The sequence below is a fragment of the Thermobifida alba genome (assembly GCF_023208015.1).
In the GTDB taxonomy this organism is placed as follows: domain Bacteria; phylum Actinomycetota; class Actinomycetes; order Streptosporangiales; family Streptosporangiaceae; genus Thermobifida; species Thermobifida alba.
On sequence record NZ_CP051627.1, the window covers coordinates 1,736,760 to 1,762,884 of the forward strand.

Sequence of the window (26,125 nt, forward strand, 5' to 3'; positions counted from 1 at the left end):
GGCGTGATCTGCGGCTTTCCGGCCACCCGAAACCCCGCGGGCCTTCCGGTGCGTCATTTGCGGGTGACGATCTGTTGACATTGGCCGTGATCCGTATCACGATTCTAGTACCAACCCCCTCTGGGAGCGCTCCCAGTTCCTTTCCGCATCCATCCCCATCCCGGGAGCGCTCCTGGCAGGGGGAGACGATTCCGGACGTCCCATGACGCTCCGGACCCGGTCGCCGCGGCCAGCCCCCACAGGCCGCGGCGATCCCAGTCCCAACGTCTCTCAAGGAGTTCCACGGTGAGAATGAAAAGCCGGCTCGCCGCTCTCGGCGCGCTCGCTGGCTTGACCGCCACCCTCGCCGCAGTCGTACCGGCCGAGGAGGCCTACGCACACGGCGCGATGACCTACCCCGCCACCCGCAGCTACCACTGCTACGTCAACGGCATCGAGGGCGGCGTCGGCGGCGGCCTCGCGCCCACCAACCCCGCCTGCCAGAACCTGCTCGCGGAGAACGGCAACTACCCCTTCTACAACTGGTTCGGCAACCTGATCAGCGACGCCGGCGGCCGGCACCGCGAGATCATCCCCGACGGCCAGCTGTGCGGCCCCCACCCGCAGTTCAGCGGGCTGAACGCGGTCAGCGAGCACTGGCCCACCACCACGCTGCAGGCCGGAAGCACCATCACCTTCCAGTACAACGCGTGGGCGCCGCACCCCGGCACCTGGTACCTGTACGTCACCAAGGACGGCTGGGACCCCAACAGCCCGCTGGGCTGGAACGACCTGGAGCCCGTCCCGTTCGACCAGGTCACCAACCCGCCGATCCGTCCCGGCGGCCCCGAGGGCCCGGAGTACTACTGGGACTCCACGCTGCCCAACAAGTCGGGCCGCCACATCATCTACTCGATCTGGCAGCGCTCCGACAGCCCCGAGGCCTTCTACGACTGCACCGACGTGATCTTCACCGGCGGCAGCGACGGCGGCAACCCGGGCAACCCCGGCACCCCGGGTGACACCGAGGCGCCCACCGCGCCCGGCACCCCCGTCGCCGGCACGCTGAACGGCACCTCCGCCCAGATCAGCTGGCCCGCCGCCAGCGACAACGTCGGCGTCACCGAGTACACCGTCCACGACGCCGCCACCGACGCGGTGCTGGCCACCACCCGGAACACCAGCGCCACCCTGACCGGGCTGACCCCCGACACCAGCTACTCGGTCTACGTCGTGGCGCGCGACGCGGCGGGCAACACCTCCAGCCCCTCACCGACGCTGACCTTCAACTCCGGCAGCGCCCCCGCCACCTCCTGCGAGGTCGAGCTCGACGTCCCCACCTCCTGGTACGGCGGATTCACCGCGCAGGTGCGCATCTACAACGGCGGCCACGAGTCCATCGACGGCTGGGAGCTGACGTGGGACTTCACCAACGGTGAGACCCTCGCCCAGGCGTGGAACGCCACCGCGCAGCAGTCCGGGACCACGGTGACCGCCACCAACGTCTCGTGGAACAGCACCATCCCGCACCACGGCTCGGTGGAGTTCGGCTTCAACGCCGACGCCCCGAACGGCGCGGGCACCCCCGAGAACTTCGCGCTCAACGGAAGCCCCTGCTCCGTGGCCTGACGGTTCTCCTCCCCGGGATCGGTGACGGCGGGCCCCCTCCCCTCCGTCACCGGCCCCCGAGCCCGTCCCGGTGGTGAGCCGGGGCGGGCTCCCGCCGTTCCAGGGCCCGCAGCGGAACGGCCGCCTTGAGCAGCATCTCGTCGTGCTCGCGCTCCGGCACCGAGTCGAGCACGACCGCGCCTCCCGCACCCACCGTCAGCTCCCCGCCGTGGCGCACGGCCGCGCGGATCACCACGCTCAGGTCGGCCGTCCCCGAGTACGACAGGTAGCCCAGCGCCCCCGAGTACACCCCCCGGGCGCTGGTCTCCAACCGGTCCAGGATCCGCATGGTGCGCTTCTTGGGCGCCCCCGTCATCGAACCGGGCGGAAAGCACGCGGTGACCGCGTCCACCGCCGAGCGGTCCGGACGCAGCCTCCCGCGGACGGTGGAGACCAGCTGGTGCACCGTGGCGTAGGACTCGACGGCCAGGAACGCGGGCACCTCGACGCTGCCCACCTCGCAGACCCGTCCCAGGTCGTTGCGGAGCAGGTCCACGATCATCAGGTTCTCCGCCCGCGTCTTGGGGTCGCGCAGCAGCGCCTCCCTGCTGCGCGCGTCGCGCCCGGGGTCGCCGTGGCGCGGCGCGGTGCCCTTGATCGGCCGGCTCTCCGCGCTGCCGTCCCACCCCACGCGCAGGAAGCGCTCCGGGGAGGCGCTGTACACGGCGGTCTCCCCCAGGTGCAGCAGCGCCGCGTAGGGGGCCGGGTTGGCGCGGCGCAGCCGCCGGTAGAAGGCCGTGCCGTCGGCGGGGGCGGGCAGCCGCACCCGGTTGGTCAGGCAGATCTCGTAGCTCTCCCCCGCCGCCAGTTCGCCCAGGCACTCCTTGACGTCGGCCAGGTACCCGGCGCGGGAGCGCTCCGCGGCGCCCGCCGGGTCCACCCCCCGCACCGCGGGCACCCCGGGCACGGGACGCAGGTCGGCCAGGGCCCGCTCGGTCGCCTCCAGCCACTCCTCGTCCCCGTCGGCGGCGACCAGGTAGGTGCGGTCGGCGACGTGGTCGACCGCCACGAACCGGTCGCAGCGCAGCCACACCGCGTCGGGGGTGGCGGCGCGGTGCGCGGCCGCGCCGCCGCAGTCGGCCTTGAGCTCGTAGCCGAGGTAGCCGACGTAGCCGCCGGCGAAGTCGAAGGGCAGCCCGGGGTGGGCGGCGGGGACGGGGGCCACCCGCGCGGCGAGCACGTCGAAGACCGTGCCCGCCTCCTCGCCGACCGTGCCGTCGGCGCGGCGCACCCGCACCGCGCCGTCGCCCACCCGGTAGGTGAGCACCTCGCCGTGCGGGCCGTCGAGGCCGCCCAGGAACGAGAACCGCGCGGTGCCGCCGACGAGGCTGCTGTCCAGCCAGAAGGCGTACTCCCGCCGCGCGTAGCACGCCAGGAACACCGCCTCGGTGTCCAGGGCGCGCTCCAGGACCCGGAAGCGCAGCGTCCCGGGGCGCGGTCGGCGCCCGCCCGCGGATGCGGTCCGCGTGTCCCGGCGTCCCGGCGGGACGCCGGGTGCGCGCCCCGCCCCGGCCCGCGCACCGCCGCGCCGCTCGGCGGCTCCCCCGGGGCGTCCGGCGGCCAGTCGGCGGTGCTCTGCGGCCATGCGGGCGAAGTTGGCGACGAGGGTGCGGCCGTGCTCGCTGGCCACGGACTCGGGGTGGAACTGCACGCCCCAGTGCGGCAGGACGCGGTGGCGCAGCGCCATGACCACGCCGTCCTCAGCCCACGCGGTGGCTTCCAGGGCCTCGGGCAGCGGCGGGGCCACGCACAGCGAGTGGTAGCGCACCGCGGTGAAGTCCTGCGGGATGTCCGCGAACAGCGCGGAGCCGTCGTGGCGCACCCGGCTCAGGTGGCCGTGCCGGGGGGTGGGGGCCGCGGCGACCACGGCCCCGGCGTGGTGGGCGATGGCCTGGTGGCCCAGGCACACGCCCAGGACCGGCAGCCCCGGTGCGGCCAGCACCCGCGGACTCTGCCCCAGGTCGTCCGCGCGCCGCGGGGTGCCGGGGCCGGGGGAGATCACCGCGGCGTCGAAGTCGGCCGGTTCCAGGTCCCGCCAGCGCGGGTCGTCGTTGGTGAGGACCAGTGGTTCGGTGCCGAGCACCCCGGCGACCAACTGGACGAGGTTGTAGGTGTAGGAGTCGTGGTTGTCCACGATCAGCACCCGCACAGCCGACCCTCCGTTCCCTGCCGCCACAGCGTTTCAGGGTACGCCCGCCCCTCCCGGGGGCCGACCGCCGGTCACGCCGTATGACGCGCGCGTCACGGACCGGCGCGGCAGGGGACCGGTGGACGCCCGTCCCGTCCCCGACCGGCTGTCTGCCCCGCCCGACGGGTTCACCGCCGCCGACCCGGCTGACGGCCCGACCCGCCTCCGCACACCGAGCTGATCGACGGACGCCCCGTCCTGGTGGGCCCGCAGACACTCGTCCGCTCGCCGGTGCGGTCCCTGTCGGACACGGGACTGCGCCGGCACCTCCCCGCCCTGCGCGTCCGACGCGAGACGAGCGCGGCGCCGGAGCCGCGTCAGCGTCCCGGGCCCGACCTGCCGGTGGTCCGCGCCGCCGACGAGAGCACCGGGCAGCCCTCCCACCGCCCCGACGGGGTGGAAGTCGTCGTGGCGGCCGCCCCCGAATCGCGGGTGTGCGACCGGGAACGCGGGCCGCACCGGTACGCGGCTGCGGGCATCCCGCACCTCCGGCGGGCGGAGAACCTCTCGGGCGGACCGGCGGCCCACGGCCGCGAAACCCGACCCCGCCGCCTCGCCCACACGCTGACCGGGACGGTCCACGACCGGCGCGAACCGACCGTGCCCTCCGGCATCGCGATCGACCCGACCGGGAGCGACCGGCCCTGTGCCCGGGCCCCGGAGTCGTGCGGCGGCGGCGACGCGGAGCCGTCTGTACCGTTGGGGGAGATCTTGGTGAGGAGGTGGTCCGGTGGGCAGGGACCACATGCAGATCGGCGAGGTGGCCGAACGCACGGGCCTGTCGCTGCGCACGATCCGCTACTACGGCGAGGTGGGCCTGGTCGAGCCGTCCGCGCGGTCCAGGGGAGGTTTCCGCCTCTACACCGAGTCCGACGTGGCGCGGCTGCTGCTGATCAAGCGGATGAAGCCGCTGGGGTTCAGCCTGGAGGAGACCCGCGACCTGCTGGACACCCTCGACCGGCTCGAATCCGGTGCGGCCGACGAGGGGGAGCGCGCCGAACTGACCGCGCGGCTCGACCGGTTCGAGGAGGCGGTCGAGGCGCGCTGCGCCGCGCTGCGCGAGCAGCTGGCCATGGCGGAGGAGTTCGGCGACCGGCTGCGCGAGCGGCGCGCTGCCACCGTCGGCCGGCCCCGCGCGTGAGGGCCGGAGCCCCGCCGGTCCCCGGTCCCGTGTCCGTCCGGCCCCGACGCCCTCGCTACTCTCATGCAGGGGTAGAGTTCCTGGCCGGGAGTCCGGTGCCGCTTCCGACGCGTACCCGCCGGACTCGCGCGGCGGCGCGGACGACCGCGCCGCCGCGCCACGCCCGCCGTCGGCGACGGGACCGTGAGGCCCCTCTCACCCCACCACCGCCATCCCTACAGTGACGTAAGGGTAGACTTCCGGGGCACTGACCGTCCGGAGCCCTCTGACCTCTGACCAGCGCCGGATCCGCGGCCTCCGAACAGCGCCGTTCGCGCCCGGATGCTCCGGCGCGTCCCGCCCGGCACGACGACCTCCACGGGAGAGGCGCCCCGGCACCGCCCGACGCGGCGGAGCGCGCCCCGAACTCCGGCTGCCCTGCACCGACCTGACCGCTCAGGCTGCCCGTGTCCGGGCCGCCCAGCACGAGATTGGCGTTCCTTGAACCTCCCACGAGTTCTCCGGCTGCGCCGGCGACCCGCCCTTCCTCCGCTGTCCACGGTACGCACCGAGGTCCTGGCGGGTCTCGTCGTCGCGCTCGCGCTGATCCCCGAGGCGATCTCGTTCTCGATCATCGCCGGAGTCGACCCCAGCGTCGGCCTGTTCGCCTCCTTCACCATGGCCGTGGTCATCTCCGTGGTGGGCGGCCGTCCCGCGATGATCTCCGCGGCGACCGGAGCGATCGCGCTGGTCGTGGCGCCGCTGGCCCGCGAGTACGGGCTGGGCCACCTCGTCGCCGTGGTCATCCTCGGCGGGATCGTCCAGGTCGCCCTCGGCACGCTCGGGGTGGCGAAGCTGATGCGGTTCGTCCCCCGGTCGGTCATGGTCGGCTTCGTCAACTCGCTGGCCGTCCTCATCTTCCTGGCCCAGGTCCCCGAACTGCGCGACGTCCCCTGGATCGTCTACCCGCTGGTCCTGGCCGCGCTGGCGATCATGGTCCTCTTCCCGCGGCTGACCAGGGCCGTCCCCGCCCCGCTGGTGTCCATCGCGGCGCTGACCGCGCTGACGGTCGGCGCCGGCCTGGCCGTCCCCACGGTCGGCGACAAGGGGGCCCTACCCTCCTCCCTGCCGACGCCGGGCCTGCCCGACGTGCCGCTCACCCTGGACACCCTCACCCTCCTCGCCCCCTACGCGCTCGCGTTCGCGCTGGTGGGCCTCATGGAGTCGCTGATGACGGCCAAGCTCGTGGACGACATCACCGACACCCCCTCCAACAAGACCCGCGAGGCCGTCGGCCAGGGCATCGCCAACATCGTCACCGGCTGCTTCGGCGGCATGGGCGGCTGCGCGATGATCGGGCAGACCATGATCAACGTCAGGGCCTCGGGCGCCCGCACCCGGCTGTCGACGTTCCTCGCCGGAGTGTTCCTGATGGTGCTGTGCATCGTCTTCGGCCCGTGGGTCTCCCAGATCCCCATGGCCGCCCTGGTCGCCGTGATGATCACCGTGTCGGTCTCGACCTTCGACTGGCACTCCGTCGCCCCGGCGACACTGCGCCGGATGCCGGTCGGCGAGACCCTGGTCATGGCGGTCACCGTGGCGGTCGTGGTGGCCACCCACAACCTCGCCGTCGGCGTCATCGTCGGCGTCGTCACCGCCACGGTCGTCTTCGCCCGCCGCGTCGCCCACCTGGTCGAGGTCTCCTCAGTGCCCGACCCCGACGGCCGGCACACCGTCTACGCGGTCACCGGCGAACTGTTCTTCGCCTCCAGCAACGACCTGGCCGACCGGTTCGACTACGCCAACGACCCCGGCCACGTCATCATCGACCTGTCCGGCGCGCACATCTGGGACGCCTCCTCCGTGGCGGCGCTCGACGCGGTCGCCGCCAAGTACGCCGACCGCGGCACGACCGTGGAGATCGTCGGCCTCAACCCGCACAGCGCCCGCATCCACCGCGCCCTCACCGGCGAACTGGTCGCAGGCCACTGAACCGTCTCCCGTGCGGCCCCGGCCGGGGCCGCACGGGAGGAGTCCCCGGGCACCGCCGCCCTCAGCGTCCCGCGAGCTCGTCCATCGACTCCAGGGTGCGTCCCTTCGTCTCCGGGATGAACCGGAGCACGAACACGAAGGACAGCAGCGCGAACGTCGTGTAGACCAGGTAGGTGGCCGGCAGGTTCCAGTCGCTCAGCGGCGGGAAGGTGATGGTCACCAGCCAGTTGGCGATCCACTGGGTGGCGGTGGCCACGGCCATGGCGGCCGCACGGATGCGCAGCGGGAACATCTCTCCCAGCAGCACCCAGGTGACCACGCCCCACGACAGGGCGAAGAACAGCACGAACGTGCTGGCCGAGGCCAGGGCCGTCAGCGCCCACTCCGGCGGCAGCACCACGTTCTCCCCGCTGCCCCGGGCGTGGTTGAACGCGAACGCGGTCACGGCCAGCGCCACGGCCATGCCCGCTGATCCGACCAGCAGCAGCGGCCTGCGGCCCACCCGGTCCACCAGGCCGATGGCGACGAAGGTGCCGATGATGTTGACGACGGAGGTGAACAGGCTCAGCAGCAGCGAGTCGGTCTCGGCGATGCCCACCGACTGCCACAGCGACGCCGAGTAGTAGAAGATCACGTTGATGCCGACCAGCTGCTGGAACGCCGACAGCGCCATGCCGATCCAGACGATGCCCAGCAGTCCGTAGCGGCCGCGCAGGTCGCGCAGGTGGGGGCGGCGTTCCCGGCCGAGGGCGCGGCGGATCTCGTGGACGCGTCCGGCCACGTCGCCGCCCTCGACCTCGGCGAGCACCCGGCGCGCCTGCTCGTCGCGGCCGATGCGCACCAGGTGGCGCGGCGATTCGGGGATGACCAGCGACAGCACGAAGTACAGGAGCGCGGGCAGCACCTCGATGCCGAGCATCCACTGCCAGGCCTGCAACGGGCCGATGCGGCCCAGGGCGCTGCCGTCGGCCATGGCGGCCAGCCCGTAGTTGACCAGCTGGGAGGTGGCGATGCCGAGGACGATCGCCAACTGCTGCAGCGAGGCGAGGCGGCCGCGGAACGCGGGCGGGGACACCTCGGCGATGTAGGTGGGGGCGATCACCGAGGCGATACCGATCGCCACCCCGCCGACCACCCGCCACCAGGCCAGGTCCCAGACGGTGAAGGGCAGCGCGGAGCCGACGGCGCTGGCCGCGAACAGCACCGCCGCGACCTGCATGACCCTGATCCGGCCGATCCGGTCGGCCAGGGCCCCCGCGATCGCGGCGCCCACGGCGGAGCCGATCAGGGCCGCCGCCACCGTGAACCCGGTCACGGTGGGGCCGACCTGGAAGGTCTCCTGGATCGCGCTCACCGCGCCGTTGATGACGGCGCTGTCGTATCCGAACAGGAATCCGCCCATCGCCGCGGCCGCCGCGATCATCACCACGTGGGCGATGCTCACCCCGCTGCCGGGGGCCTCAGCCATTCTGGACACCGTCGCTCCTCGCCGGGCTCTCCCCGAGGGGCCTCACCCGGCCCCGGCCGCGACCGCAGCCCGCCGTGCGTCGCGTACCCGTTCCCTCTGACCGAGGTCTCGGCTTTTACACACGCGTCTGGGAGCGCTCACCCCCCGGCGCGCAGCGGCGGCGCGCGGACGGCCCGGACAGGCGGCGCGCGGTCAGCGCGGCGCCGCGCACCACGGCCTCCTTGACCAGGGCGGCGGGCCGTCCGGTCAGCACCACCTCGCGTGGGGCGTCGTCGGCGTCGACGAACTGGACGAGGCCGTCGCGCCACCCCAGACTCACACACCGGATGCGGTAGCGGAAGCGCAGCGGCGGCGCGGGCCGCCCCGCCAGCCGTGCGGCGATCGCGCGTCCGGCCGCCGTGCCCATGGGCAGCCCGGTGGCACAGGCCATGCGCAGCGCACGGCCGTCCGGTCCCGCGGCCCGGGCGGCGTCGCCGACCGCGTAGACGTCCGCGTGGGACACCGAGCGCTGGGTGGCGTCGACGACGACGCGGCCGCGCTCGTCCACGGCGATGCCCGCCTCGGCCGCCAGGACGGGAGCCCGGAACCCGGCGGCCCACACCACGACGTCGGTCCGCAGCGCGGTGCCGTCGGCCAGGTCCAGGCCGTGCGCGTGCACCGCGGTGACGTCGGTGTGTTCGCGCACGTCCACGCCGATCCGGTGCAGGACGCGACGCAGGTGTCCCCGGCCGCGTCGGGACACCCCGGGGGCGAGCCGGTCCCGGGTGAGCAGCAGCACCCGGGCTCCGGGGTGTGTCTCGGCGAGTTCCGCGGCCGTCTCGACCCCGGTGAGTCCGCCACCGACGACCGCGATCCGGGGGGTGCGCGAGCGGGCGACGCGATCGGCGGTCCTTCGTGCCGTGTCCAGTTCGGCGAGGGTGTGGGCGTGCTCGGCGACGCCGGGCACCGTCGTGGTGTCGGTGGTGCTGCCCGGGGCGTGGACCAGGGTGTCGTAGGTGAGGGTGAGCGGACCGTCGGCCGCGGTGGCGTGCACGGTCCGCGCCTCGGGGTCGAGGCGGTGCACCCGGGCGACGACGAGTCCGACGCCCGTCCCCGCCAGCGTCTCGGCCAGGGGGTGCACGGGGGCGGGCTGCCCCGCGGCGACCTGGTGCATCCGGACACGTTCGACGAAGTAGCCGTGGGGGTTGACGACGGTCACCTCGACCTGGTCGGGTCGGGTGCGCGCGGCCGCCGTGCGGGCCGCGGCGAGTCCCGCGTACCCCGCTCCGACGACCACGATCCGGTGTCGGTCCATCCCGGTTCTCCTCTCGGTACGCGCCCCGTGCGGGGCTTCGCGTCCTGAACCGGACGGTCCGGGGAAACGTGAGCGGAAACGAATGTGATTCAGATCACTTTTCCGCGGGTGGGGTGTGCGCGAGTTGCGCCGCGAGAAAGGCGAGCTTGTCGGGGTTGACGACGGTGCGGGCCACCGCGATCCGGCCGTCGTGTGCCTCGGGGACGAGCACCCCCGCCGGCTCGCCCGCCAACAGCACGAGCAGCGCGGGCTCCCCGTTGACCTCGACCACGTGGAGCCCGTGGTCGGCGGTGCGCTGCCGCAGCAGTCCCCCGAACAGCCGCAGTACCGCGGCCCGGCCGCGGACGGGCCGCCGCGCCGCGGTGGCCCTGCCCCCGCCGTCGCTCCAGGAGACGACGTCCTCGGCCAGCATCCGCTCCAGTTCCGCGAGGTCACCGCCGCGGGCCGCCTCCAGAAAACGCCGCACGGTCTCCCGCCAACGCTGCGACGGCGGCTCGAACCGTCGTTTCGCGCCGAGCCGCTGCCGCGCCCGCCGGTGCGCCTGGCGGCACGCCTCCTCGGTGGTCCCCAGGATCCCGGCGACCTCGCGATGGCTGTGCCCGAACGCCTCCCGCAGCACGAACACCGCGCGCTCCACGGGAGTGAGCCGCTCCATCAGGCTCAGCAGCGCGAACGAGACGGACTCGCGCTGCTCCACGGTCTCCAGGGGACCCAGCGGCGCCGCACCGGCCGCCGACGTCCCGGCGGTGAGCACGGGCTCGGGCAGCCACGGCCCCGGATAGCTCTCCCGCCGCGCCCGGGCCGAGGCGAGCCGGTTGACGCACAGGTTGGTGAGCACCCGGGTCAGCCAGGCCGCGGGCACGGCGACGGCATCGCGGTCGGCGGTGTGCCAGCGCAGGTAGGCGTCCTGGACCGCGTCCTCGGCCTCCGCGGCCGACCCCAGCATCCGATAGGCCAGGGCGAAGAGCCGCCCCCTGTGCCTCTCGAACTCGGCCGCCCGGCCGGTGTCGGCGGTCATACGGGCAGCATGCCACGTCCTTCCGCGGCCGACGGTCCACCCGGGTCGGCGGCTGCGCCTCCCGGGGAGCGGAACGGCCACGGCAGCCGCTGCCGTGGAGGCGTTGCCGATGACCCGCCCGGGACACCTCCCGGCCCGCAAGGAGTACGGGCAGCCGGCCCTGTGGCTCTCCGACCGCTTCCATCCGCGGCTGGACGAACAGGGGCGCAGCCCGTCCGTGTGGTCGCTCGTCGGTGCGCTCGGCGAAGCCACGCCCTGCCCGTGACCACCGCCGCGGCCTGCCCCGTCATGCGCGTCCACCCGGTGCCCTCGACGAGCACGTCGCGGCCGAACGCCGGCCGCCCGCCGCCGAACGGCGGGAGATGCCCGCCGAAGCCGTGGACCCCATGCTGGGACTGTGCGGGGCCGCCTCACCCCCACCGGGGAGCGCACGACCGGGTCGACACCGCGCGGCTGCACACCCTGCCCGACCAAGCCGCCCCGGTGTTCGTCCCCACGTCCGGCCCCGCCTGCGCGCACCCGGCCGGACGCCTCGGCGACGGCCTGCTCACCATGAGTGCCGATCCGGTCGTGCTCGGGGAGTTCCGGGAGCACGGCGGCGCGGCCGAACCGGTCCAGGCGGGGTTGAAGGCCGCCCCACCGCCCGACCGCGCCCGGGCGGTGGGGCACGCCCGCAGCCGGTCGCCCGACGGCCTCCTGCCGGGCAGAGCCGGGCAGCCGCTCCCGCTGCCCCGGCACGTCGCCTGGTTCGCCGGACTCGTCACGGCCGCGCCCGTCGAGGCGCGGCTGCCGTGCGGCCCCGACGAGTACCTCACCGCGCTGTCCGAGTCCGTCGAGCCCGGAGCCGACGAGGTCCACCTCGGCGCCATCGGCCCCGACCCGACGGGTTCTTCGAGTGCTACGCCGCCCAGATCCGGCCCGCACTCGCCCAGGGGCGCCGCCGGCGGCCCGCCTCCCGCCGCCGGGCCCGCAGTCCCTTCGGGGCAGGCGTTCCCGGTTCCGGCGCAGGCGGCAGCCCGCTCGCCCGTATCACCCGGATCGCCCCGGTATGACCACGGTCCGTGACGACCAATCCACCCGAACGCCCGAGCACGCATCGGAGTTGGGGGTAGCCTGCTGCGCGTGGGAGTGATCGTAGAAGCCACAAGCTGGGACGACCCCGTGGGCGTGAGACTGCGCCAGGAACAGGAAGCGGAGATCATCAGAAGGTACGGAACCGACCTGGAACACGGCCCGAAACCCTCGTCCTCGGACGTGGACGTGTTCCTGCTCGCCCGCGACGCCGAGACGGCCGTGTCGGTGGGCTGCGGCGCCCTGCGCCGCCTGGACGAGGTGACCTACGAGATCAAGCGCATGTACGTCACCCCCGCCTGGCGGGGGCGCCGCATCGGGGAGGTCCTGCTGCGCGCCCTGGAGGAGGCGGCCGTCAGCCGGGGGGCGCTGCGCATGCGCCTGGAGGCGGGCGCCCGGCAGCCCGAGGCGCTGCGGCTGTACGAACGGTGCGGCTACCAGCGGATCGAACGGTTCGGACACTACGTGAACTGCGCGGCGAGTATCTGCTTCGAGCGGGTCCTGGTGTCCTCCGCGGCGTGACCGTGTCGCCCGGGCGCGTCTGGTACGCCAGTTACGGCGCGAACATGGCCGCGCACCGGCTCGACCGCTACCTGCGGGGCGGCCGTCCCCCCGGTGGGACGCGAGCCAACCCCGGTTGCCGCGACCGCACCCCGCCCGCCCGACGACGCGCGGTGTGGATCGGCGGCGGCGTGTACTTCGCGCTGGAGTCGCCGATGTGGGGCGGCGGACTGGCGGTGTACGACCCGGACCTGCCCACGGTGACGCCCGCCCGCGCGCACCTGGTCACCGTCTCCCAGTTCAGTGACATCGCCGCACAGGAGATGTACCGGCAACCGGGAACCGACGTGGACATGGGAGCGCTCCTGGCCGCGGGACGGCTGCGGTTGGGACCGGGACGCTACGAGCTGCTGGTGGTGCTGGGGGCCCTGGACGGCCTGCCCCTGGTGACGCTGGCCGCGCCGTGGCCGATGGCCGCGGTGCGGCCGGTCCCGCCCGCCGCCGCCTACCTGCGCACGATCGGCGCGGGCCTCGCCGAGGCGCACGGCTGGCCCGCCGGGCGGATCGCCGCCCACCTCGCCGGTCTTCCCGGCGCGCGGGAGAGGTGGACGCCCGGTGAGGTCGCCGCCCTGCCGGGCGGCGGCCCCGCCGCAGGGACCGGCTGACCCCTTCCCGGGGCGGCTCCCGCCACCGCGGTCAGTCGGCGGGCTTCTCCCAGACCGACACGTGCTGGCGGCTGTCGCTGGTGAACGGTCGTCCCGTCCAGTCCTCCCACCGGTGGCGCAGCCGCAGTCCGGCGATGCGCGCCATCAGGTCGAGCTCTGCGGGCCACACGTACCGGAAGGGGAAGGACCGGCACTCGCCGCGCCCGTCGACGACCTCGACGTAGACGGAGCTCATCGCCTGGGTGGCGACGTCGTAGTGGTCGAACGCCCAGCGGGTGGGGCTCACGTGGAACGGCACGACGCTCTGCCCCTCCGGCAGCCTCCGCAGGTCGGGGACGCTCACCTCGATGACGAAGCATCCCCCGGGCTCCAGGTGGTCGGCGGCGTTGCGGAAGCAGTCCACCTGCGCGTCCTGCGTCGTCAGGTTCGTGATGGTGTTGAAGACCAGGTAGACGACGGAGAACGTCCCCGGTACCCGGGTCGTGGCGAAGTCTCCGATGGTCACGCCGACCGTGTCGCCGCCCGGTTTGGCGCGCATCCGGGCGACCATCGCCCGCGACAGGTCGATGCTGTGGACCGGGACGCCGCGGCGCGCCAGCGGCAGCGCGATCCGTCCCGTCCCGACGCCCAGTTCCAGGGCCCGGCCGCCGCCGGCCAGGCGTTCCAGCACGTCGACCACGGGATCCACGGCCTCGGGTGTGGACCTGTCCGCCGTCGACTCGTCGTAGGTCGCCGCGACCGCTTCTCCGAAGTAACCGTCCGGGTCTTCCATGGGCGGACCGTAACACGCCGGTCCGGGTGGGGACCACGGTTTTTCGCGGCCCGCCGACCGGCCTCCGCTGCGCTCCGGGGCGGCCTCACCGGGCCGGCGTTCCGGGGCGGTCCGGACGGAACGCCGCCAGGTCGACTTCCGCCTCCTCCCCCACGGCCAGGCGGGCGGCGAGCGCGCCCTGGCAGGGGCCGAGGGTGAGCCCGGAGTGGCCCAGGCCGGTGGCGACGACCACCCCCGCCAGCGACTCGACCGGGCCGAGGAGCGGCAGGCCGTCGCGGCTGCCCGGCCGGAACCCGACCCGGGTCTCCAGCACGGTGGCCTCCGCCAGTCCCGGGGCCGTCTCGACGGCGTCGGCGAGGACCTGCCGCAGGCCTGCCACGGTCACCCGGTGGTCGAAGCCCGCCTCCGGTTCGCTGGTGGCGTTGAGCACGACCCGGTTCGGGGGGAACGCGACCATGAACCGGTCGTGGTCGGCGAAGCGCACCACGGGCCAGTCGCGGGTGTCCGTCGTCGGCAGGGCGACGTGCGCGATCTGGCCGCGGACCGGGAACACCGGCACCCGCACGCCGAACGGGGCCAGCAGGCGCGCCGTCCACGCCCCGGCCGCGACGACGACGGCGTCGGCGTGCAGGTCCTCGCCGCCCACGCGCACCCCGGTGACCCGGGTGCCGTCGCCGAGGAGTTCGGCGTCGCCGCCGATACGGCGCAGGCCGCGCTCCTCGGCGGCGTCGACGAGGGCGCCGCGGGCCAGACGGCCGTCCAGCCGCGCCATGCCGTCGAAGCCCACGCCCTCCAGGTGATCGGGCAGGACGGGGACCCGTCGCGCGGGTTCGCCCCGTGCGAGCCGCCGCGCCCGTGCGGGGCCCGCGTGGCCGGGCCGGGCGGCCAGCTGGTCGAGCAGGGCGTGCTCCCGGTCGGCCACGGCGGGGTCGGCGCTCACCGACATCCCGGCCACGACCTGGTAGCCGGTGGCGTGCCCGTCGTCGGCCAGCTCCGCCATGAGGTCCGGATAGTGCGCGGCCGCCGCCAGCGTGAACGCGCGCAGCGGCGCGGGGTCCCACGGGAGCGGCCAGGGGAAGACCACCCCGGCGCCCGCCGGGGTGGCGCGGCCGCGGTGGCCCGCGTCGACCAGTGTGGTCGCCACACCGCGCCGGGCCAGGTGGAAGGCCGCGCTCGCTCCGACGATTCCCCCGCCCACCACGATCACCCGCATGCCCCCAGCCTTCCAGGAGGCCGCCGCGCGCGCCAGTGTCCCGGTGGCCGCGCCGGGCCGGCGGGTCGACCGCCTCGGCCTCGGCGGGTCGGTCGTCGCAGCCCGGGACGGTGGCGCCGGGCAGGGTGCCGGGGGCGTCGTGGCCGCCCGGGTACTCGCGGACGACGTTGCAGACCTCCACCAGGCGGGCCTGCTCGGTGGTGGCGACGTCCACGGTGGTCCTGACGGTGCCGGTCGGGGCGGCGCCCGCGCCGTCCGGGGGCGGGCGCCCGCCGTCCACACGGGGTGCCGGCGGCGGCCGCGTGGGCGCCGTCGACCGTGCCGGTGGCGTCGGTCGCGGACCGGGGTGGCCTCGCCGTCCATCGTGCTCCACCGTGCTCGGCGTCCGGCCGCCCGCCTCCGTGGGGCGTCCGTCCCGGTCGGGGCCCCGGATCGGGTGGGTGCGGGCTCCTCCGCTCCGGCGGGCGGCCGGGTGCACCGTTCCTCCGTGGCGGCGGGACCGCTGTCCACGGCCGTGTCGGGCCTTCCTCCGCGCCCGCGGCCGACGGTGGAGACGGGGGGCCGGCCGCCCCGGCGGCGCGGTCGGCAACGGCATCGGGGTGGTGGGCGGTGGCTGCCGCGGACTTCACCGGACCGTCTCGTCGAGGGCTCCGGTGCCGCCGTGGGACCGGTGGACGGTGGCGCACCGGTCGGCGCTGTCCCGTACGGCGGTGCGCGGGGCGGCGTTCCGGGACGGGGCCACCGGGGCAGGACGGCGCTCGGCGAGACCGCCCGCACGTCGTCCCGCCGCGGGCGCGGCCGGGGCCACCCGGTCGGGAACCCGTCGGGGGTTGCGTGTCCGGTTGCGGTGCGGTCGTGGTGCCCGGCCGCCCCGGAGCGGTTCCTCGGCCCTCGTCCCCGATGCCTCCCGGGACCACCGGTGTCCCGCCGCCCCGTCGGTGGGCACACACCCCTGCGTCCCACAATTCGAGACAACTGTTTCTTCTTCTGAGACACTCGCGTAGGGTCGCCCCATGACCCCGCAGATCTGGGACGCCGAACTGTACGACACCCGTCACGCCTTCGTCGCCGCGCACGGGGCGGCGCTGCTCGACCTGCTCGACGCCGCCCCCGGCGAACGGGTCCTGGACGCCGGGTGCGGCACCGGGGAGCACGTGGCGCGCCTGGCCGGGGCGGGCGTGGACGCGGTCGGGGTGGACGCCAGCCCCGAGATGGTCCGACGGGCCGCCGCACGCTTCCCCGGCCTGCGCTTCAGCGTCGCCGACCTGCGCGACCTGCCGTTCCGCGAGGAGTTCGACGCGGTGCTGAGCAACGCCACGCTGCACTGGGTGCCCGAGGCCGACCGCGTCGCCGCCCGCCTGCACACCGCGCTGCGCCCGGGCGGGCGCCTGGTCGCCGAGTTCGGCGGGGCGGGCAACATCTCCGCCATCGACACCGCGGCCCGCGCCCTGCGCGCCGACCACGGCCTGCCCGAGGCCGCCTCGCCCTGGTACTTCCCCACCTCCGCCGAGTACGCGCGCGTGCTCCGAGGCGCCGGGTTCGAGGTGCGCGCCATCCGGCTGTTCGACCGTCCCACCCGCCTGACCGGCGAGGACGGACTGGCCCACTGGGTCCGCATGTTCGCCGCCCACCTGCTGGAGCACGTCGCCGACCCCGACGCGTTCCTCGCCGAACTGGACGAGCGCCTGCGCCCGGCGCTGTACCGGGACGGCTCCTGGTGGGCGGACTACCGGCGCCTGCGCGTGGTCGCGGTCCGCTGAGTGCGCCTCCTGCGCCGGGTCAGGCGGCGACGGTGTCGGCCGGGTAGACCACGCCCAGGCGTTCGCGCACCTCGTCCATGATCCGCGTGACGCGCAGGCTCTCCGCCCAGGGCATGAGCGGGCTCTCCAGTTCACCGGCGGCGATGCGGCGGGCGACCTCCTCGGCCTCGTGCTCGTAGCCGTTGGCGCGGTGCGGGAAGGCGTAGGCCTCCGGGGCGTGCCCGTCGCGGTGGAGTACGAAGTCGGTGGGGCACCACCAGCGCTCCAGCTCGATCCGGCCGCGGGTGCCGATCAGGGCGACCCGGTTGGGCAGCGGCGCGTCCAGCGAGCAGGCCAGCAGGCCGGTCACCCCGTCGCGGCTCTCCACCAGCACGGTGGTCTGGGCGTCGACCACCCCGTTGGGGGCCAGGCGGCCGCTCACGCCCACGACGGTCAGCTCACCCAGGAAGTGCGAGGCCAGCGCCACCGGGTAGACGCCCAGGTCCAGCAGGGCGCCGCCGCCGAGTTCCGGCGCCCACAGCCGGCTGGCCGGATCGTAGGGCACGGCGTTGCCGAAGTTCGCGGTGAGCATCCGCAGCTCGCCGATGGCGCCGTCGGCGAGCAGGCGGCTGATCTGACGGCTCGCGGGAGCGAAGCGGGTCCACATGGCCTCCATGAGGAAACGCCCGTTGGCGCGGGCCGCCTCGATCATCTCGGTGGCCTCGCGGACGTTCATCGCCAGCGGCTTCTCGCACAGGACGTGCTTGCCCGCCGCCAGGCAGGTCAGGGTGCCCGCGTGGTGGGCGGGGTGGGGGGTGGCGACGTAGACGACGTCCACCTCGGGGTCGGCGGCCAGGGCCTCCGCCCCGACGTGCCGGTTGGGGATGCCCCAGGTGTCGGCGAAGCGCGCGGCGGAGGCCTCGCTGCGCGAGCCGACCGCGGTGACGCGGGCGCCCCCGACCACGCGCAGCCCCTCCAGGAAGGCGTTGGCGATCCCGCCGGTCCCGAGCACACCCCACCGCAGCACACCGTTGTCCGTCGTCATGGCGCCCACTTTACTGAATCGGTTAAGGCGCCCGGGGCCGCGCGCCGGCGCTCACCCCTCCAGCAGTCCGGGGCGGCCGTCCTCGACGACGAAGGAGGCCCGGGTGGAGACGGGGGCGTTGGGCCTGGTCACGTACGGCACCACCCGGAAGTCGGTGAACCAGTGCTCGGGGGTGACCAGGCAGCGCACGTACCCGCGCTGCTCGTTGACGAACCGCAGGTGCGGGTTGGCCTCCAGCAGCGCCCGGCCCTGCTCCCCCAGGTCCTGACCGTCGCGGCTGCTGCTGATCGAGGTGCCCACGAACTCGGTGCCCACGGTCGCGGAGTCGGGGTCGGCGTGGTCGGCCCTGAGTTCGGCCGCGTAGTTCTGGTGCCGGTCCCCGGTCACCACCACCAGGTTGCGCACCCCGCGCGAGGCGGCCTCGGCCAGCACCCGGTCGCGTTCGGCGACGTAGCCGTCCCAGGGGTCCAGCCACACCCGGGTGTCGGGTCCGGGGTCGGTGTCGGTCTGCGTCATCGGCACCTGGTTGCCCAGTACGTGCCAGCGGGCGGGGGAGGTGTCGAACCCCTGCAGCAGCCACTCGCGCTGCTCGGCGCCGAGCAGGGTGCGCTCGGGGGCGAACCGCTCGGGGCAGTCGGCGGACCGGCCGTCGCCGCACGGCTGGTCGTCACGGTACTGGCGGGTGTCGAGCATGGTGAGGTCGGCCAGCCGGCCCCAGGTGATCCTGCGGTGCAGTCCCATGGTGGGGCCGGCCGGCAGGGCGGAGCGGCGCAGCGGCAGGTTCTCGTAGTAGGCCTGGAACGCGGCCGAGCGGCGGGCCAGCGCCGCCTCGTCGGTGTCGGCGGCCCCCGCCCAGTTGTTCTTGACCTCGTGGTCGTCGAGAACGGCGACCCAGGGGAAGCGGGCGTGCGCCTCGCGCAGGTCGGGGTCGCTCTTGTAGAGGCCGTAGCGCGCCCGGTACTGCTCCAGCGTCACGGTTTCGACGGCCAGGTGGTCGGGGACCTCGACCTGGCGGACCCGTCCGTGGACCGGGTACTCGTACAGGTAGTCGCCCAGGTGCACGACCAGGTCCAGTCCCTCCTCGGCCAGGTGGCGGTAGGCGGTGTAGTGGCCGTCGTCCCACCGCTGGCAGGAGACGAAGGCGAACCGCAGCATCGAGGGCTCGGCGCGCGGGTCCGGAGCGGTGCGGGTGCGTCCCACCGGGCTGATCTCGCCCATCGCCCGGAACCGGTAGAAGTACTCGCGGTCCGGTTCCAGGCCGGTGATCTCGGGGTGGACCGAGTGCCCGAGTTCGGCCGAGGCCACGGCCTCGCCCCGGTGCACCACGGTGGTGAAGCGCTCGTCCGCGGCGACCTGGTAGGAGACGGTGACGTCGCGGTCGTCCATGCCGCCCCGGCCGTCGGGGGCGAGCGGGTCGGGGGCCAGGCGGGTCCACAGGACCACTCCGTCGGGGCGCGGATCGCCGGAGGCCACGCCCAGGGTGAAGGGGTAGGCGCGGGCGGAGGCGGGACGGGTCGACGGGACGGGGAACAGGCCACTCCCCAGGGCCACGGCGGCGGCCGAGGCGGCGCCGATGCCCAGGAAACGGCGTCGGGACGGCGAGACTGCGGGTGACGTGCGGCACACCATCGAGACCCCATTACAGAGAGTGACATTTACGACTCTCTGTGCATGTTCCGTGACCGGACAGTCAGGAGTGTGCAGGACAATCGACCGAGCAGGGAAAATTTGGTGACCTTTGGTGACCGGTTGGCCACCGCCCCTCCCGTCGACACCTTTGCCGAACCGGTTAAGTCCCCCTTAGGATCGCCAGTCATGGAGACTCGTGTGCTCGGCAGAACCGGCAGGAACGTCGGCGTCGTGGGATTCGGCGCCTGGCAGATCGGCGACGCCTGGGGCGAGGTCAGCGAGACCGACGCCCTGGACGCGCTGCACGCCGCGGTGGACTCCGGCGTCACCTTCTTCGACACCGCCGACGTCTACGGGGACGGCCGCAGTGAACGCCTGGTGGGCCGCCTGCTCAAGGAGTACGACGGCCTGACCGTGGCCACGAAGATGGGCCGGCGCCTGCCGCAGTCCCCCGAGATCTACAACCCGGACAACTTCCGCGCCTGGAACGACCGCTCCCGGGCCAACCTCGGCGTGGACACCATCGACCTGGTCCAGCTGCACTGCCCGCCCTCGGCGGTCTACGCCGACGACGCCGTCTTCGACGCCCTGGACGACCTGGTCGAACAGCAGCGGATCGCCGCCTACGGCGTCAGCGTGGAGACCTGCGAGCAGGCCCTGGCCGCGATCAGCCGCCCCAACGTGGCCAGCGTGCAGATCATCCTCAACGCCTTCCGCCTCAAGCCGCTGGACGAGGTGCTGCCCGCCGCCCGCCGGGCCGGGGTCGGCATCATCGCCCGGGTCCCGCTGGCCAGCGGGCTGCTGTCCGGCAAGTTCTCCGCCGACACCGCCTTCGCCGCCGACGACCACCGCGCCTTCAACCGCAACGGCGAGGCCTTCGACGTGGGCGAGACGTTCTCCGGCGTCGACTACGCCACCGGCCTGGCCGCGGTGGAGCGGCTGCGCCCCCTGGTCCCCGAGGGCGCGACCATGGCGCAGTTCGCCCTGCGGTGGATCCTCGACCAGCCGGGGGTGAGCGTGGTCATCCCGGGCGCCCGCAACGCCGCCCAGGCCCGCGGCAACGCCGCCGCGGCCGACCTGGCGCCGCTGCCCGAGGCCACGCACGCCCGGGTACGCGAGGTCTACGACGAGATGGTCCGCCCCCTGGTGCACCACCGCTGGTGAGGGTGCGGGCGCGCGTCCCGCCCTCACAGCAGGTCCTCCGGGTCGGGCGGCCCCTCGGGAAAGTTCTCGTACTCCTCGGGGTCGACCGACACCGACGGAACCGGAGAGGGCACCGGCGACACCGACGGCGAGGGCGAACCGCCCTGCGGCGACGGCTGGACCGGCGAGGTGCTCGGCGCCGGCGACGGCGAGTCCTGCGGCGAGGGCGAGGACACCGACGGCGACACCGCCGGCGAGGGCGAGGGCCGGGCCTCGGGCGTCGGATAGACCTGCCGGTTCATGTACGCCAGGAGCAGGTAGAGCACCAGCAGCAGCGCCGCGACCAGCGCGGCCAGCGCCACCACCCCGGCCACCAGCCCCCGGTTGGACCCGCCGCCCGCGCCCGCGCCGCGCAGCGCCGCCACCCTGGCTGGCCAGGCCCAGCGGGACGTCGCCGGCCCGGCGGCGGACGCCCAGTGCGGCGTGTAGCGGGGACCGCCGCCCGCCGCCTCGGCCGGCACGGCCGCGGCGGCCAGGAACGCCTCCGCGGCGTCGGGCCGCCCGCCCTCCACCGCCACCCACACCACCGCGCCCGACAGGGTCGACGCCAGCACGCGCGGCCGTTTCCCCACGATCCCCACGCCGTCGACCACCGCGGCCCGGAACCGGTCCAGCACCGCCGGATCGGTGGCGGCGCCCGCGCTCAGCACCGCCACGCTGACCGGGGCGTCCGAAGCGTCGCGGGCCGCGTAGACCACGCCCTCCGGGCGCCGCGCCACCCGCTCCCGCAGCCGGTACGCGCCCACCCGGGGCGGATCAGTGTCCCGCAGAGCCTCTCGCGCCACCGCCGCGCCGTCCTCTCCCGAATCCACCGCTGGTGCAGCGGGTAGTCTCGCCGTTGCACGTCTTCAGCAGTCCAACGTACCCGCGCCGCACGCGGGACCCAGCCCACGTCCGGGAGGCCACCGCCGATGTCGTCGACCGCCGAGGACCCCACCGAGGCCACCGCCCTGCTGCACCGGGCGCTGCACGAGGTGTCCACCGTCATCGTCGGCCAGCAGGCCATGGTGGAGCGCACCCTCATCTGCCTCGTCGCCGGGGGGCACTGCCTGCTGGAGGGAGTGCCGGGGGTCGCCAAGACCCTGGCCGTCTCCACCCTCGCCTCCGTCGTCGGCGGTACCTTCAACCGCATCCAGTTCACCCCCGACCTGGTGCCCTCCGACATCATCGGCACCCGCATCTACCGGCCCTCCGCCGAGGCGTTCGACGTCGAACTGGGACCGGTCTTCGCCAACTTCGTGCTCGCCGACGAGATCAACCGCGCCCCCGCCAAGGTGCAGTCGGCGCTGCTGGAGGTCATGTCGGAGAAGCAGGTGTCCCTGGGCGGCACCACCTACCCGCTGCCCAGCCCGTTCATCGTCATCGCCACCCAGAACCCGATCGAGTCGGAGGGCGTCTACCCGCTGCCCGAGGCCCAGCGCGACCGCTTCCTGATGCGGGTGCGGGTGGACCATCCGCGCGCGCACGAGGAGTTCGAGATCCTGCGCCGGATGAGCACCACCCCCCCGGTGCCCGAACGGGTCCTGGAACTGGACGACCTGGTGCGGATCCGGGAGCAGGCCCAGCAGGTGCAGGTCGACCAGCTCGTCGCCGACTACGTGGTACGCCTGGTCATGGCCACCCGGGAGCCCGCCGCCTACGGCCTGGCCCCCCTGCAGCACGTCGTCGAGGTCGGCGCCAGCCCCCGCGCCACCCTCGGCCTGGTCGCCGCCGCACGCGTCCTGGCGCTGCTGCGCGGCCGCGGCTACGTGCTGCCCGAGGACGTCCAGGCACTGGCCCACGACATCGTCACCCACCGGCTCGTCCTCACCTTCGACGCGCTCGCCGACGGCGTCACCGCCGCCTCCGTGGTCGACCAGGTCCTGGCAGCGGTCCCCCCGCCCCGCGTCATCTGGGACGACGCCCCCGAGTCCGCCCCGGCCCGCCCATGACCCCCGACGCCCGCCAGCAGGAGGCCCTGCGCCGCCTCACCCTCACCGTGACCCGGCGGCTGCACGGCCTGCTGCACGGCGAACACCTCGGCCTGCACGCGGGCCCCGGCAGCGAACCCGGCGACGCCCGCGCCTACCAGCCCGGCCAGGACGACGTGCGGCACATGGACTGGGCGGTCACCGCCCGCACCACCCACCCGCACGTCCGCGACCTCGTCGCCGACCGGGAACTGCACACCTGGACCCTGCTGGACCTGTCGGCCAGCATGGACTTCGGCACCGCGTACAGCGAGAAGCGCGACGTCGCCATCGGCGTCCTGGCCGCCGTCACCCTGCTCACCCGGCGCGTCGGCGACCAGGGCGGCGCCCACCTGCTGCACCGGGGCCGCGTCCTGCGGTGGAACGCCCGGCCGGGGATGTCGACCGACCAGGTCGTGGCGGGCGCCCTAGGCCGCCTGGGGCGGGCCCCGGCCCCCCGCCCCGGCGAACCCGTGATGCGGCTGGCCGACGCCATCGCCGACCTGTCGCGCACCCGCCGCCGCCACGGGCTGCGCGTGGTCGTCTCCGACTTCCTCGACACCCCGCCCGACTCCGTCCCCGACTGGCAGACGCCGCTGCGCCGGATGAGCGCCAACTGCCAGACCATCGCCGTGGAGATCATCGATCCCCGGGAGCTCGACCTGCCCGCCATAGGATTGGTCGCGATGACCGATCCGGAGACCGGCCGCACCCGCCAGGTCCACCTGACCGAGAGGGTGCGTCAGCGCTACGCCCGCGCCGCCGCCGAACAGCGCGCCGCCATCGCCGCGGCCCTGCGCGCCTCGGGCGCGGCCCACCTGCGGCTGCGCACCGACCGCGACTGGGTCCGCGACATCGCGCAGTTCGTCGTCGCCCAGCGGCGCACCGCCCACCGCCTGGCCCGGCACACCGTGAGCCGGCCCACCACGACAAGGACCGCACCGTGACCTTCCTGGCGCTCGCCCAGCTGTGGTGGCTGCTGGCCGTGGCAGCCCTCCTCGTCGCCTACCTGCTGGCCGTGGCAGCCCTCCTCGTCGCCTACCTGCTGGTGCAGCGCAGACGCGCCGCATACGCGCTGCGCTTCTCCAACCTGTCCCTGCTGGAGCGGGTCGCCCCGCGCGTGCCCGCCTGGCGCCGCCACGTCCCGGCCGCGCTGTTCCTGCTCGCCATCACCGTCCTGGTGCTGTCGCTGGCCCGGCCCGCCATGGACGTCCAGGTGCCCCGGGAACGCGCCACCATCCTCGTCGCCATCGACGTCTCCCCCTCCATGGCCGCCACCGACGTCGCCCCCGACCGGCTCACCTCCGCCAAGGAGTCCGCGCAGGGCTTCATCGAGACCCTGCCGCCCCGCTTCAACGTGGGACTGGTGGCCTTCTCCTCGGTCGCCACCGTCGTGTCCTCGCCCACCCAGGACCACCAGGCGGTCGCCGACTCCATCGCGAACCTGACCATCTCCTCGGGCACCGCCATCGGCGAGGGGGTCTTCGCCTCCCTGCAGGCCATCCGCTCCTTCGACGAGGACGCCACCACCGACCCGCCGCCCGCGGCCATCGTGCTGCTCTCCGACGGGGAGAACACCAGCGGACGCCCCGTGTTCGCCGCCGCCGACGAGGCCCGGGAGGCAGGCGTCCCGGTCTCCACCATCGCCTTCGGCACCGGGGTGTCGATCATCGAGATCGAGGGCCACTACGTGCCCGCCAACATCGACAAGGAGACCCTGGAGGAACTCGCCGCCACCACCGGCGGCCGCTTCTACGAGGCCGAGTCCACCGGCGAGCTCAAGGACGTCTACTCCGACATCGGCTCCTCCCTGGGCACCGAGACCGTGCACGAGGAGGTCGTCGTCCAGTTCGTCGCCGCCGCCCTGGTGCTGGCCGCGGCGGCTGCGGCCTTCTCCCTGGCGTGGTCGCAGCGCCTCCCCTGACGCCGAGTCCGATTCTCCGTCCGTCCCCGCAACCCGCTACCGTGATTCCGTTTGCTCACCAGCACACACGGAAAAAGCCAAGGACCGATGCCTCAGCACCCCGCGACACCCCCCGCCGCCGTCCTGTTCAGCCTGGACGACACCCTGGTCGACGACCACAACGCCGTCTCCCACGGGCTGCGTGCCCTCATGGAACGGCTCGGCCACCCCAACTTCTCCGCGGCCCGCGTCCTGTGGGACGTCCAGGGCCTCCTGTCCACCGGCGCCTACCTCGCCGGGCGGATCCCCCAGGCGGAGAAGCGGCGCCAGCTCGTCCGCGCCCTGGCCACCCAGGCCGGCCACCCGCACATCTCCGACCAGCACTGCGACGAGCTGTACCAGCGCTACCTGGACGCGCACCGCTCCGCCTGGCGCGCCTTCGACGACGTCACCCCCGCCCTCGCCCAGTTGGCGCAGCACAACGTCCGCCTCGGCGTGATCACCAACGGCGAGCAGGCCCGGCAGCACGACAAGCTCGCCGCCCTCAACCTCGCCCGCCACTTCGGGGTGGTCGTGTGCGCCGACACCGCGGGGACCAGCAAGCCCGACCCCCGGATCTTCCTGATGGCCTGCCAGCAGCTCGGGGTGGCCCCCCACCAGACGTGGTACGTGGGGGACCAGGTGTACCCCGACGCCCTGGGGGCGATCAACGCGGGGCTGCACCCGGTGCTGTGCGACCGGCACCGCCTGCTGCCCGCCACCGACCTGCCCACCGTCCACAGCCTCACCGAGCTCGCCGCACTGCCGTCGGGCGCCAGCCCCACCGGAGCGGGACTGCTGTGAACGGCCCCGGAGTCCGGTCCGCGCGCCGGACTACCGCGCACCTGCTGCCGACCACCGCCGACGGGGGCGTCCACGCTCCCCGCGCCGACCTGGTGTCGGTACGGATCGGCTTCGGCGACGATCCGGTGGCACGCCTGCGCGCGGCCGCGCACCTGCCCGCGACCGCACCGCTGAACGCCGTCGACGTCCGCACCGAGACGGCCACCGTGCACCACCGCGGCGAAGTGCTCGACATGCACGTCGACCGGGTCTACTACGCCACGCCGACGGCCTCCCCGGCCACCCACACCCTCGCGGAGGCGCTGGCCCTGCCGTGCCGCCCCACCCCCGGGGAACTCGCCCCGGAGGAGGTGCTGCCTCCCACCGCGCTGCGCCGCTTCGCCGTCTACGGGCTGGTCACCGAGCCGGCGGGGCGTCTGCTGCTGTCCCGGATCGCCCCCGGCTATCCGGGCGAGGGCACCTGGCACCTGCCGGGCGGCGGCGTCGACCACGGGGAGGACGTGCGCACCGCACTGACCCGCGAGATCGCCGAGGAGAGCAGCCAGCGGGCGCACCCGGGCCGCCTCATCGCCGTCACCCACCACCACCGCGTCCACCCCGAGGGCCCCTACACCGACATCTACGCCCTGTGGGTGTTCCTGCACGCCCACGTCGGCCGTCCCACGCCCGCCCGGGTGGCGGAGGCCGACGGGTCCACCGCGGAAGCGGCCTGGGTCACGCCGGAGGACCTGCCGCGCCTCCGCCTGTCGACCACGGCCCGACGCGGCCTGGCCTGTCTGCTGGAGTCCTCCTCCGGCTGATCCGTTCGGGAAAGCGCCTCCCGCACCGCGGGGAGCGTCCCGTCCCGGCCCCGTGGACTCCCGGT

Annotated in this window: 23 protein-coding genes; 14 read left to right on the top strand and 9 right to left on the bottom strand. The window is 74.5% G+C overall.

The window, feature by feature from the left end:
* Positions 1-291: 291 nt before the first annotated feature.
* Positions 292-1,608, top strand: coding sequence for a lytic polysaccharide monooxygenase (locus FOF52_RS07680; RefSeq protein ID WP_248593778.1), 1,317 nt, complete (start codon positions 292-294; stop codon positions 1,606-1,608).
* Between the two features lie 46 nt (positions 1,609-1,654).
* On the opposite strand, the gene pabB is transcribed toward FOF52_RS07680, so the two are convergent.
* Complete coding sequence (gene pabB, locus FOF52_RS07685; protein WP_248593137.1) at positions 1,655-3,796, bottom strand: aminodeoxychorismate synthase component I; 2,142 nt, start codon at positions 3,794-3,796, stop codon at positions 1,655-1,657.
* A gap of 784 nt (positions 3,797-4,580) precedes the next feature.
* Between pabB and FOF52_RS07690 the strand changes: the two genes are divergently transcribed.
* Both FOF52_RS07690 and FOF52_RS07695 read left to right on the top strand, forming a co-directional pair.
* The gene (locus FOF52_RS07690) at positions 4,581-4,976 is read left to right on the top strand and encodes a MerR family transcriptional regulator (RefSeq protein ID WP_248593779.1); all 396 of its coding nucleotides are present in this window, start codon (positions 4,581-4,583) and stop codon (positions 4,974-4,976) included.
* Positions 4,977-5,456: 480 nt separating this feature from the next.
* On the top strand, positions 5,457-6,947 hold the full coding sequence (locus FOF52_RS07695; RefSeq protein WP_248593138.1) for a SulP family inorganic anion transporter: 1,491 nt from the start codon (positions 5,457-5,459) through the stop codon (positions 6,945-6,947).
* A gap of 61 nt (positions 6,948-7,008) precedes the next feature.
* Here FOF52_RS07695 and FOF52_RS07700 read toward each other — a convergent pair whose 3' ends face one another.
* The 3 genes from FOF52_RS07700 to FOF52_RS07710 form a co-directional block, all read right to left on the bottom strand.
* On the bottom strand, positions 7,009-8,415 hold the full coding sequence (locus FOF52_RS07700; RefSeq protein WP_248593780.1) for a sugar porter family MFS transporter: 1,407 nt from the start codon (positions 8,413-8,415) through the stop codon (positions 7,009-7,011).
* A gap of 115 nt (positions 8,416-8,530) precedes the next feature.
* Positions 8,531-9,709 carry an NAD(P)/FAD-dependent oxidoreductase gene (locus tag FOF52_RS07705; protein WP_248593139.1) on the bottom strand — a complete coding sequence of 393 codons (1,179 nt, stop codon included), beginning with the start codon at positions 9,707-9,709 and terminating at the stop codon, positions 8,531-8,533.
* Between the two features lie 94 nt (positions 9,710-9,803).
* Positions 9,804-10,727 (bottom strand): RNA polymerase sigma-70 factor, encoded by a 924-nt coding sequence (locus FOF52_RS07710; protein WP_248593140.1) that lies wholly within the window; start codon positions 10,725-10,727, stop codon positions 9,804-9,806.
* A gap of 109 nt (positions 10,728-10,836) precedes the next feature.
* On the opposite strand from FOF52_RS07710, the gene FOF52_RS07715 reads away from it, so the two are divergent.
* From FOF52_RS07715 to FOF52_RS07730, 4 genes are all read left to right on the top strand, one after another.
* Positions 10,837-10,992, top strand: coding sequence for a hypothetical protein (locus tag FOF52_RS07715; protein WP_248593141.1), 156 nt, complete (start codon positions 10,837-10,839; stop codon positions 10,990-10,992).
* Positions 10,993-11,210: 218 nt separating this feature from the next.
* Positions 11,211-11,792, top strand: a complete 582-nt coding sequence (locus tag FOF52_RS07720) for an LLM class oxidoreductase (RefSeq protein WP_248593142.1) — start codon at positions 11,211-11,213, stop codon at positions 11,790-11,792.
* 57 nt (positions 11,793-11,849) lie between these two features.
* Positions 11,850-12,320 carry a GNAT family N-acetyltransferase gene (locus tag FOF52_RS07725; protein WP_248593143.1) on the top strand — a complete coding sequence of 157 codons (471 nt, stop codon included), beginning with the start codon at positions 11,850-11,852 and terminating at the stop codon, positions 12,318-12,320.
* Positions 12,317-12,964: a histone deacetylase gene (locus FOF52_RS07730; protein ID WP_248593144.1), complete on the top strand. Its 648-nt coding sequence runs from the start codon at positions 12,317-12,319 to the stop codon at positions 12,962-12,964. Before FOF52_RS07725 ends, FOF52_RS07730 begins: the two co-directional genes overlap by 4 nt.
* A 31-nt stretch (positions 12,965-12,995) precedes the next feature.
* Here FOF52_RS07730 and FOF52_RS07735 read toward each other — a convergent pair whose 3' ends face one another.
* Together FOF52_RS07735 and FOF52_RS07740 are read right to left on the bottom strand one after the other, a co-directional pair.
* On the bottom strand, positions 12,996-13,736 hold the full coding sequence (locus tag FOF52_RS07735) for a class I SAM-dependent DNA methyltransferase (protein ID WP_248593145.1): 741 nt from the start codon (positions 13,734-13,736) through the stop codon (positions 12,996-12,998).
* An 85-nt stretch (positions 13,737-13,821) separates the two neighbouring features.
* Complete coding sequence (locus tag FOF52_RS07740) at positions 13,822-14,949, bottom strand: NAD(P)/FAD-dependent oxidoreductase (RefSeq protein ID WP_248593146.1); 1,128 nt, start codon at positions 14,947-14,949, stop codon at positions 13,822-13,824.
* Between the two features lie 1,013 nt (positions 14,950-15,962).
* Between FOF52_RS07740 and FOF52_RS07745 the strand changes: the two genes are divergently transcribed.
* Positions 15,963-16,709 (top strand): class I SAM-dependent methyltransferase, encoded by a 747-nt coding sequence (locus FOF52_RS07745; protein ID WP_248593147.1) that lies wholly within the window; start codon positions 15,963-15,965, stop codon positions 16,707-16,709.
* 19 nt (positions 16,710-16,728) lie between these two features.
* Here the strand turns inward: FOF52_RS07745 and FOF52_RS07750 are convergent, their stop codons facing one another.
* Positions 16,729-17,733 (bottom strand): Gfo/Idh/MocA family protein, encoded by a 1,005-nt coding sequence (locus FOF52_RS07750; RefSeq protein WP_248593148.1) that lies wholly within the window; start codon positions 17,731-17,733, stop codon positions 16,729-16,731.
* Positions 17,734-17,784: 51 nt separating this feature from the next.
* Entirely contained in the window at positions 17,785-19,362 is a 1,578-nt protein-coding gene (locus tag FOF52_RS07755; RefSeq protein WP_248593149.1) for an alkaline phosphatase D family protein, read from the bottom strand.
* A gap of 186 nt (positions 19,363-19,548) precedes the next feature.
* Between FOF52_RS07755 and FOF52_RS07760 the strand changes: the two genes are divergently transcribed.
* Positions 19,549-20,526 carry an aldo/keto reductase gene (locus FOF52_RS07760; protein ID WP_248593150.1) on the top strand — a complete coding sequence of 326 codons (978 nt, stop codon included), beginning with the start codon at positions 19,549-19,551 and terminating at the stop codon, positions 20,524-20,526.
* A gap of 23 nt (positions 20,527-20,549) precedes the next feature.
* On the opposite strand, the gene FOF52_RS07765 is transcribed toward FOF52_RS07760, so the two are convergent.
* A complete protein-coding gene (locus tag FOF52_RS07765; protein ID WP_248593151.1) occupies positions 20,550-21,350 on the bottom strand; it encodes a hypothetical protein in 801 nt (266 codons plus the stop codon).
* 126 nt (positions 21,351-21,476) lie between these two features.
* Between FOF52_RS07765 and FOF52_RS07770 the strand changes: the two genes are divergently transcribed.
* The 5 genes from FOF52_RS07770 (at position 21,477) to FOF52_RS07790 (ending at position 26,060) form a co-directional block, all read left to right on the top strand.
* Positions 21,477-22,496: an AAA family ATPase gene (locus FOF52_RS07770; protein WP_248593152.1), complete on the top strand. Its 1,020-nt coding sequence runs from the start codon at positions 21,477-21,479 to the stop codon at positions 22,494-22,496.
* Positions 22,493-23,461, top strand: a complete 969-nt coding sequence (locus FOF52_RS07775; RefSeq protein WP_248593153.1) for a DUF58 domain-containing protein — start codon at positions 22,493-22,495, stop codon at positions 23,459-23,461. Before FOF52_RS07770 ends, FOF52_RS07775 begins: the two co-directional genes overlap by 4 nt.
* A complete protein-coding gene (locus FOF52_RS07780; protein ID WP_248593154.1) occupies positions 23,458-24,438 on the top strand; it encodes a VWA domain-containing protein in 981 nt (326 codons plus the stop codon). The genes FOF52_RS07775 and FOF52_RS07780 overlap by 4 nt, the downstream gene beginning before the upstream one ends.
* Before the next feature lie 87 nt (positions 24,439-24,525).
* Positions 24,526-25,260 carry an HAD family hydrolase gene (locus FOF52_RS07785; protein WP_248593155.1) on the top strand — a complete coding sequence of 245 codons (735 nt, stop codon included), beginning with the start codon at positions 24,526-24,528 and terminating at the stop codon, positions 25,258-25,260.
* The gene (locus FOF52_RS07790) at positions 25,257-26,060 is read left to right on the top strand and encodes an NUDIX domain-containing protein (protein ID WP_248593156.1); all 804 of its coding nucleotides are present in this window, start codon (positions 25,257-25,259) and stop codon (positions 26,058-26,060) included. The genes FOF52_RS07785 and FOF52_RS07790 overlap by 4 nt, the downstream gene beginning before the upstream one ends.
* The last annotated feature ends 65 nt before the right edge of the window (positions 26,061-26,125 follow it).

Excerpts from the sequence above, each read along its gene's own strand:
- FOF52_RS07680 (WP_248593778.1), top strand. The coding sequence starts at position 292 with ATGAAAAGCCGGCTCGCCGCTCTCGGCGCGCTCGCTGGCTTGACCGCC.
- FOF52_RS07690 (WP_248593779.1), top strand. The coding sequence starts at position 4,581 with ATGCAGATCGGCGAGGTGGCCGAACGCACGGGCCTGTCGCTGCGCACG.
- FOF52_RS07700 (WP_248593780.1), bottom strand. The coding sequence starts at position 8,415 with ATGGCTGAGGCCCCCGGCAGCGGGGTGAGCATCGCCCACGTGGTGATG.
- FOF52_RS07705 (WP_248593139.1), bottom strand. The coding sequence starts at position 9,709 with ATGGACCGACACCGGATCGTGGTCGTCGGAGCGGGGTACGCGGGACTC.
- FOF52_RS07710 (WP_248593140.1), bottom strand. The coding sequence starts at position 10,727 with ATGACCGCCGACACCGGCCGGGCGGCCGAGTTCGAGAGGCACAGGGGG.
- FOF52_RS07715 (WP_248593141.1), top strand. The coding sequence starts at position 10,837 with ATGACCCGCCCGGGACACCTCCCGGCCCGCAAGGAGTACGGGCAGCCG.
- FOF52_RS07735 (WP_248593145.1), bottom strand. The coding sequence starts at position 13,736 with ATGGAAGACCCGGACGGTTACTTCGGAGAAGCGGTCGCGGCGACCTAC.
- FOF52_RS07740 (WP_248593146.1), bottom strand. The coding sequence starts at position 14,949 with ATGCGGGTGATCGTGGTGGGCGGGGGAATCGTCGGAGCGAGCGCGGCC.
- FOF52_RS07745 (WP_248593147.1), top strand. The coding sequence starts at position 15,963 with ATGACCCCGCAGATCTGGGACGCCGAACTGTACGACACCCGTCACGCC.
- FOF52_RS07750 (WP_248593148.1), bottom strand. The coding sequence starts at position 17,733 with ATGACGACGGACAACGGTGTGCTGCGGTGGGGTGTGCTCGGGACCGGC.
- FOF52_RS07755 (WP_248593149.1), bottom strand. The coding sequence starts at position 19,362 with ATGGTGTGCCGCACGTCACCCGCAGTCTCGCCGTCCCGACGCCGTTTC.
- FOF52_RS07760 (WP_248593150.1), top strand. The coding sequence starts at position 19,549 with ATGGAGACTCGTGTGCTCGGCAGAACCGGCAGGAACGTCGGCGTCGTG.
- FOF52_RS07770 (WP_248593152.1), top strand. The coding sequence starts at position 21,477 with ATGTCGTCGACCGCCGAGGACCCCACCGAGGCCACCGCCCTGCTGCAC.
- FOF52_RS07775 (WP_248593153.1), top strand. The coding sequence starts at position 22,493 with ATGACCCCCGACGCCCGCCAGCAGGAGGCCCTGCGCCGCCTCACCCTC.
- FOF52_RS07785 (WP_248593155.1), top strand. The coding sequence starts at position 24,526 with ATGCCTCAGCACCCCGCGACACCCCCCGCCGCCGTCCTGTTCAGCCTG.